The sequence below is a fragment of the Sulfurovum sp. genome (genome assembly GCF_041551015.1).
Taxonomy (GTDB): domain Bacteria; phylum Campylobacterota; class Campylobacteria; order Campylobacterales; family Sulfurovaceae; genus Sulfurovum.
The window spans coordinates 1-6,286 of sequence record NZ_JBFENQ010000109.1 but is presented as its reverse complement, the minus strand read 5'-3'; the positions used below and the strand labels follow the sequence as shown (position 1 = coordinate 6,286).

Sequence of the window (6,286 nt, the reverse complement as noted above, 5' to 3'; positions counted from 1 at the left end):
TACTGGGAAAGGTGCTTCTAACGGGGTGCTCATCAAAAATGCTGAAGCGTTGGAGATGATGGAGAAAGTAGATACTGTTATAGTCGATAAGACGGGTACATTGACAGAGGGGAAACCTAAGCTTGTAGCTGTAGAAACAGTCGGAAAGATAAAGAAAGATGATTTACTCCAGTTTAGTGCTTCTCTTGAGCATTCAAGTGAACATCCTATAGCTCTTGCCATCGTAGAAGAGCTTGTGAAACAAAACATACAACTGCTTCAGGTTAAAGACTTTGACTCTATCACTGGGCAAGGTATTAGAGGTGTAGTAAACGGGCATACTATTGTTATAGGAAATATACATCTATTTGAATCTTTACATATAGATACAATAATGATTAAAGATAGAGCCGAATCATTGAGAGAAGATGGTGCTACAGTTGTACTTATCGCTGTAGATAATGAAATTGCCGGGCTCATTGCTGTTGCAGACCCCATAAAAGATACAACACAGGATGCCATAGAAGCACTCCATAATGAGGGAATCAAAGTAGTCATGATAACAGGAGATAACCTTACCACAGCAAATGCTGTGGCTAGAAAACTTGGCATTGATGAAGTGCATGCTGATGTGCTCCCTGAAGGCAAAGCCAATATCGTCAAAGCACTTCAAGAAAAAGGCGAAATCGTTGCAATGGCAGGAGATGGAATCAACGATGCCCCTGCTCTGGCACAGTCTCATGTAGGTATCGCTATGGGGACAGGTACAGATGTTGCTATGGAGAGTGCAGGAATTACACTCATTAAGGGTGACCTAGTTGGTATCGTTAAAGCAAGACGACTTAGTCGGGCTACGATGAAGAACATTAGACAAAACCTCTTTTTTGCTTTTATTTACAATACCCTGGGTGTTCCCATAGCTGCCGGCGTACTCTACCCTTTCTTTGGAATTTTACTCTCTCCTATGATCGCTGCAACGGCTATGAGTTTTTCTTCTGTCTCAGTGATATTGAATGCTTTACGATTGAAAAAAGAGAGACTTTAATAGTACGAAAATAAGTACACATATATTACACACATTCTACTTACTATTAAGTAAAAACAATTACTCTTTAAAGAGTAGAAAAAAGGATATAGAATGACACATACTTTAATGAATTTACCTTTTGATGAGACTGCGTTGGAACCGTATATTTCAAAAGAAACTCTGCAGTATCATCATGGAAAACACCATGCTGCATATATTAACAACTTAAATAGATTGATTGAAGGTACAATGTATGCAGATATGAATCTTGAAGCCATAGTTATATCAGCAAGTGGTGGTTTATTTAACAATGCTGCTCAGGTTTATAATCATGACTTTTATTTTAAAGGAATGAGCAGAAAAATAACTGCTCCCTCTAAAGATCTACTAGCTTTATTTAATAGAGACTTTGGTTCTTTTGAAGCGTTTAAAGAGATCTTTTTAGAGACTGCTGCAGGTTTGTTTGGTTCAGGCTGGGTATGGCTGAGTATAGATGGTTCAGGAGCTTTGGTATTAGAGTCATTTTCCAATGCTGGAAATCCTCTACTGTCAGGTCATACACCTTTAATGACATGTGATGTATGGGAACATGCATACTATATAGACTATAGAAATGCAAGAGCAGACTATCTTGAGAAATGGTGGGGACTGATCAACTGGGATTTTGTTTCACAAAACCTGGAAGCATTTACAGACAAGCATCATGGCCTATAGGCCCATTTTAAGTTTTCAAACTATAAAAAATTGGAAAAGATGATGAAATTATATAACAAAACTATTGATATTAAAACATATTATTTTCTCTCTTTTATGTCAGGATTACATAATGACTTTAGAAAAATTAAAACAATTTAATGGGAAGAATGGAGAAAAAGCTTATATCGCTTATAAAGGAAAAGTATATGATGTAAGCAGTAGCCCTTTATGGGAAAATGGTATACATAAAAAAATGCATGAAGCGGGTTTGGACCTTACAGACCTATTGGAAAAGGCGCCACATACTGAAGAAGTTTTTGATCGTTTTACGATTGTCGATACACTTGACCAGGAGAGTAATAGCAAGAGTGAATGGGTCAAATGGTATCGTAAATATCATCCCCATCCGATGTTACTACATTTTCCTATTGCTCTTCATCTCTTTGCAGCAGGGCTTAATATTGTTTTTTTATTTTATCAGGAAGCTTCTTTTGCTACAGCTGTTTTTTACGCCTTTTTTGTCTCTACTATCATGGGTGTTTTGGCGATGTTCTCAGGAATATTAAGTTGGTGGATCAACTATCAACTGGCTTTCACACATATTTTTGTCATTAAACTTTCGTTCTCTATTATTACGCTTTTACTTGGTATTGTCGGTATTGGTATCTATCTTAATGATCCTGATGTTGTGTATTTATATAATCTACCTAGCATACTTTATCATGGTATTATATTTTTTACTGGAATTACAGTGATTATTTTGGCATACCATGGAGGTAAGATTACCTGGCCAGAAAAGGAGTCATTATGAAAGAATTAAAAATCCCATTCCACTCAACTATTTCCAAGTCCCCAGTATCTCTTCCTAAACCTAAAAAGCAAGAACATCATTATACACATAGTATCTCTATACTCATTGGAGGTGCTGCAGGTACTGGTATTATGACTTTAGAACATATTTTAAGTGATGCCTTTAAGCGAAGTGGATATTTTGTATTTTCCACTAAAGAGTATATGTCCAGGGTACGAGGAGGAAGTAACACAACCCTGCTCCGCATTGCAGACGGTCCTATAAATGCTCCATGTTGGCATGTTGATCTATTCATAGCACTGGATGCTGATGCTATATCTCATGTTCATGAACGATTGACAGATGATACTATTGTCTTAGCAGATAAAAATATCAAAGATGAACAGATACATATCCAATCCATACCTATGTTGGAAACGGTCAAAAAAATTGGTGGTCTACATTATGCGAACTCATATGTTGCAGGTGTATTATTTGGTATGTTTGGGATTACTACGGTGATGTTGTCCCAAAGTATAGAAGCTATATTTTATGAGCATAATCCACAAGAGAATGAAACAGCTATGCAAGAAGGATTTACCTATGGTAAAAACTTAGCAAGTATGGATATCCCTAAACTTCCCAACCCTATATCAACACTTAAAGAGACCATGCATTTAATTAATGGATCCTCTGCAGCAGGATTTGGTTTTTTGATCGGAGGATGCAATATGATAACTGCGTATCCTATGTCACCATCTACAGGTGTGCTGAACTTTATGGCTTCAATGTCTAAAGAGTTTGACCTGGTAGTAGAACAAAGTGAAGATGAAATTGCATCCCTTAATATGGTACTTGGTGGGTGGTTTGGGGGAGCACGTGCGATGACTTCGACTTCAGGAGGAGGATTTGCACTGATGAGTGAAGCAATGAGTCTCTCAGGTATGAGTGAAACACCAGCCGTAGTCTATCTGGCACAACGACCTGGACCTGCTACAGGACTTCCCACAAGAAGTGAACAGGGAGATCTAAATCTAGCGATACACAGTGGACATGGATATTTCGGTCGTATCGTTTTAGCTCCTGGAGACTTACAGGAGTGTATAGACTATGGGTATCTTGCTTTTGAATTGGCAGACAGATATCAGATGCCTGTTATTTATCTCAGTGATCAATATCTTGCAGACTCAATAAGTATGATGGAAAGAGTTGATTTCAGTGTCTATGAACAACGGCGATATATTCAAACTACAGATCCATCCTATGATCGCTACAAATTCAATGATACGGGTATTTCACTAAGAGGGGTACCTGGTCTAGGTGATGGCCTTGTAGTCTCATCCAGTCATGAACATGATGAACGTGGTCAAAGTACGGAAAGCTATCATGTACGTGAAAATATGGTTAAGAAACGAAAACAAAAAATAGACCTTACTATTTTTGAGGCCTATGAACCTAGCATTATGGGGAAAGGAAGCATCGCACTCATAGGTTGGGGTTCTACAAAAGGTGCAATCACTGAAGTATTGAAAGAACTGAATGATCCTCGACTTTTTCATGTACATTTTTTTTGGGTACATCCACTTAATCCAGAACATCTTGAAGTACTGAAAAAAACTGAAACAAATATTGTGATAGAAAATAATGTTACAGGAGAGTTTGCAGATATCTTGAAAAGTCATGATATAAGCATTGATCACCGTATTCTTGAGTCCAACGGATTTTCCTTTTTTGCAGACTTATTAAAAGAAAAACTGAGCAACATACTAAAGGATCTAAAATGAAACATCCACTTGATAGACCCGGTTCAAAGCCTGCATGGTGTCCTGGGTGCGGTAATTTCGGAATATTAAAACTTCTTGAAGAGGTACTGACAGAGCTTGAACTTAATCCTAAGCAGACAGTCATTGTTTCAGGTATTGGCCAAGCTGCCAAAACTCCCTACTACATAGATACACACATGTTTGGTGGACTACATGGACGAGCACTTCCTGTAGCAACAGCACTAAAAGCATCCAATCCTGCACTAACTGTTATTGCTGAAGGTGGTGATGGAGATATGTATGGCGAGGGTGGTAATCATTTTATGCATACCATCAGACGAAATCCTGATATCGTGCATATCGTACATAACAATATGGTTTATGGTCTCACCAAAGGACAAGCCTCACCCACAAGCCAGAAAGGGTTTAAAACACCCGTACAGACAAAAGGTGTTAGCAGTGAACCGTTCAACCCTATATCTGTCGCATTGGCACTAAAGGCCGGATTTGTTTCGCGTGTTAATATAGGAAATTATGCACATGCAAAAGCGGTACTCAAAGAAGCATTTTTACACAAAGGGTATGCCTTAGTTGATGTCTTTCAACCCTGTGTTGTATTTAATAAGACAAATACCTATAAATGGTTTAAAGATAATACCTATGAACTAGAGAGTGGCTATGACAGCAGCAACCTCCCCTCAGCTATGATCAAAGCACTTGAAAATGATCCTATACCTCTTGGCATTTTTTATCAAACTGAAAATGTTACATTTGAAGAGCATATTAGAGGAGATGAGAAAAGAGCACTTTACAGTCTCATACATGACCATGAAAAAATACAAATGCTATTTGATGCCTACTAAAATTTTACTGGAAGAGAGTAACAAACTACTTAATTTTGATGTACTAAATCTGTCTTCTGTTTTCCACGTTTAAATGCTAAATCATTAAATACTATTGACCAAGAAAGATACTTGAATGGAAAACAGTGGTAGAAATATTTTATGATATAATTTATATTAATGAGTTTATTGCATTGGTGTGTTAAAGTCACTATATAAATTACTAACAGCCCATAACAAATAAAAGAGTTTAGAATGGATGTACCCGTGTTAGAAATTACAGACCTTTATGTTTCTGTAGAAAATAAAGAGATTATCAAAGGAATGAACCTGATCGTAAGGAAAGGTGAAATCCACGTTATTTTTGGCCCAAATGGTTCTGGAAAATCTACGCTTCTCAATGCCATTATGAAACTTCCTGGCTATAGTATTGATAAGGGAGAGATCAGGATAAAATCCAAAAACATACAGGATATGACAACAGATAAAATCGCTAATATGGGTATCGGTATGTCTTTTCAGCATCCGCCCAAGATCAAAGGAGTAACACTCCAAAACTTTCTTAATGCAATCAACCGCTCCGAAGATCTTGATGATGAGATTCGGGCACTCAGTATGGAAAACTTTCTGGAAAGAGAGCTCAATGTCGGTTTTTCCGGAGGAGAGCTTAAAAGGGCTGAAGTACTGAAACTCTATGCACAAAACCCTGATCTACTGTTAATAGACGAACCGGAATCGGGTGTCGACATTGAAAATATTGCCGTCATCTCAAAGGCGATCAATAAGATCCTTCAAAAAGATACGCCGAAAAAGCTGCGTGAACGTTCAGCAATAATTATCACGCATACGGGACATATTCTCAATTATATCGATGCTGATGTCGGACACGTATTTATGGACGGTAAAATCGTCTGCACCGGCAATCCAAAGTCAATCATGGAAGATATTAAGAAGCTCGGTTTTAGTGGATGTGTAGCATGCATCAAAGAACCAAAGGATCACATATGAATCAACTCGATGACACGACAAAGGGAACGCTAAGAAAGGTTGCATTTGATGAAAAACAGGAACGTTCCGCAAGCTTTCTAGTCAAAGACTGGGATGTTTTAGATGCACACTCCGTGTCAGAGGGACTTGAGATCCTTCCTATTGAAATTGCATTACAAAAATATGAATGGCTCAAAGATCT

7 protein-coding genes are annotated in these 6,286 nt (G+C 37.8%); all 7 read left to right on the top strand.

What is annotated here, in order from left to right:
• On the top strand, nucleotides 1-1,024 hold a 1,024-nt coding region (locus ABZC96_RS07600), incomplete at its 5' end, for a heavy metal translocating P-type ATPase (RefSeq protein ID WP_373030213.1).
• Between the two features lie 93 nt (nucleotides 1,025-1,117).
• Nucleotides 1,118-1,720, top strand: a complete 603-nt coding sequence (locus ABZC96_RS07595) for a superoxide dismutase (protein WP_373030212.1) — start codon at nucleotides 1,118-1,120, stop codon at nucleotides 1,718-1,720.
• Between the two features lie 112 nt (nucleotides 1,721-1,832).
• Nucleotides 1,833-2,513, top strand: a complete 681-nt coding sequence (locus tag ABZC96_RS07590) for a cytochrome b5 domain-containing protein (RefSeq protein WP_373030211.1) — start codon at nucleotides 1,833-1,835, stop codon at nucleotides 2,511-2,513.
• Nucleotides 2,510-4,276 (top strand): 2-oxoacid:acceptor oxidoreductase subunit alpha, encoded by a 1,767-nt coding sequence (locus ABZC96_RS07585; RefSeq protein WP_373030209.1) that lies wholly within the window; start codon nucleotides 2,510-2,512, stop codon nucleotides 4,274-4,276. The genes ABZC96_RS07590 and ABZC96_RS07585 overlap by 4 nt, the downstream gene beginning before the upstream one ends.
• Entirely contained in the window at nucleotides 4,273-5,118 is an 846-nt protein-coding gene (locus tag ABZC96_RS07580) for a thiamine pyrophosphate-dependent enzyme (protein WP_373030208.1), read from the top strand. The genes ABZC96_RS07585 and ABZC96_RS07580 overlap by 4 nt, the downstream gene beginning before the upstream one ends.
• 246 nt (nucleotides 5,119-5,364) lie before the next feature.
• On the top strand, nucleotides 5,365-6,105 hold the full coding sequence (locus ABZC96_RS07575; RefSeq protein WP_373030206.1) for an ABC transporter ATP-binding protein: 741 nt from the start codon (nucleotides 5,365-5,367) through the stop codon (nucleotides 6,103-6,105).
• On the top strand, nucleotides 6,102-6,286 hold a 185-nt coding region (locus ABZC96_RS07570; protein ID WP_373030204.1), incomplete at its 3' end, for a hypothetical protein. The genes ABZC96_RS07575 and ABZC96_RS07570, both read left to right, overlap by 4 nt.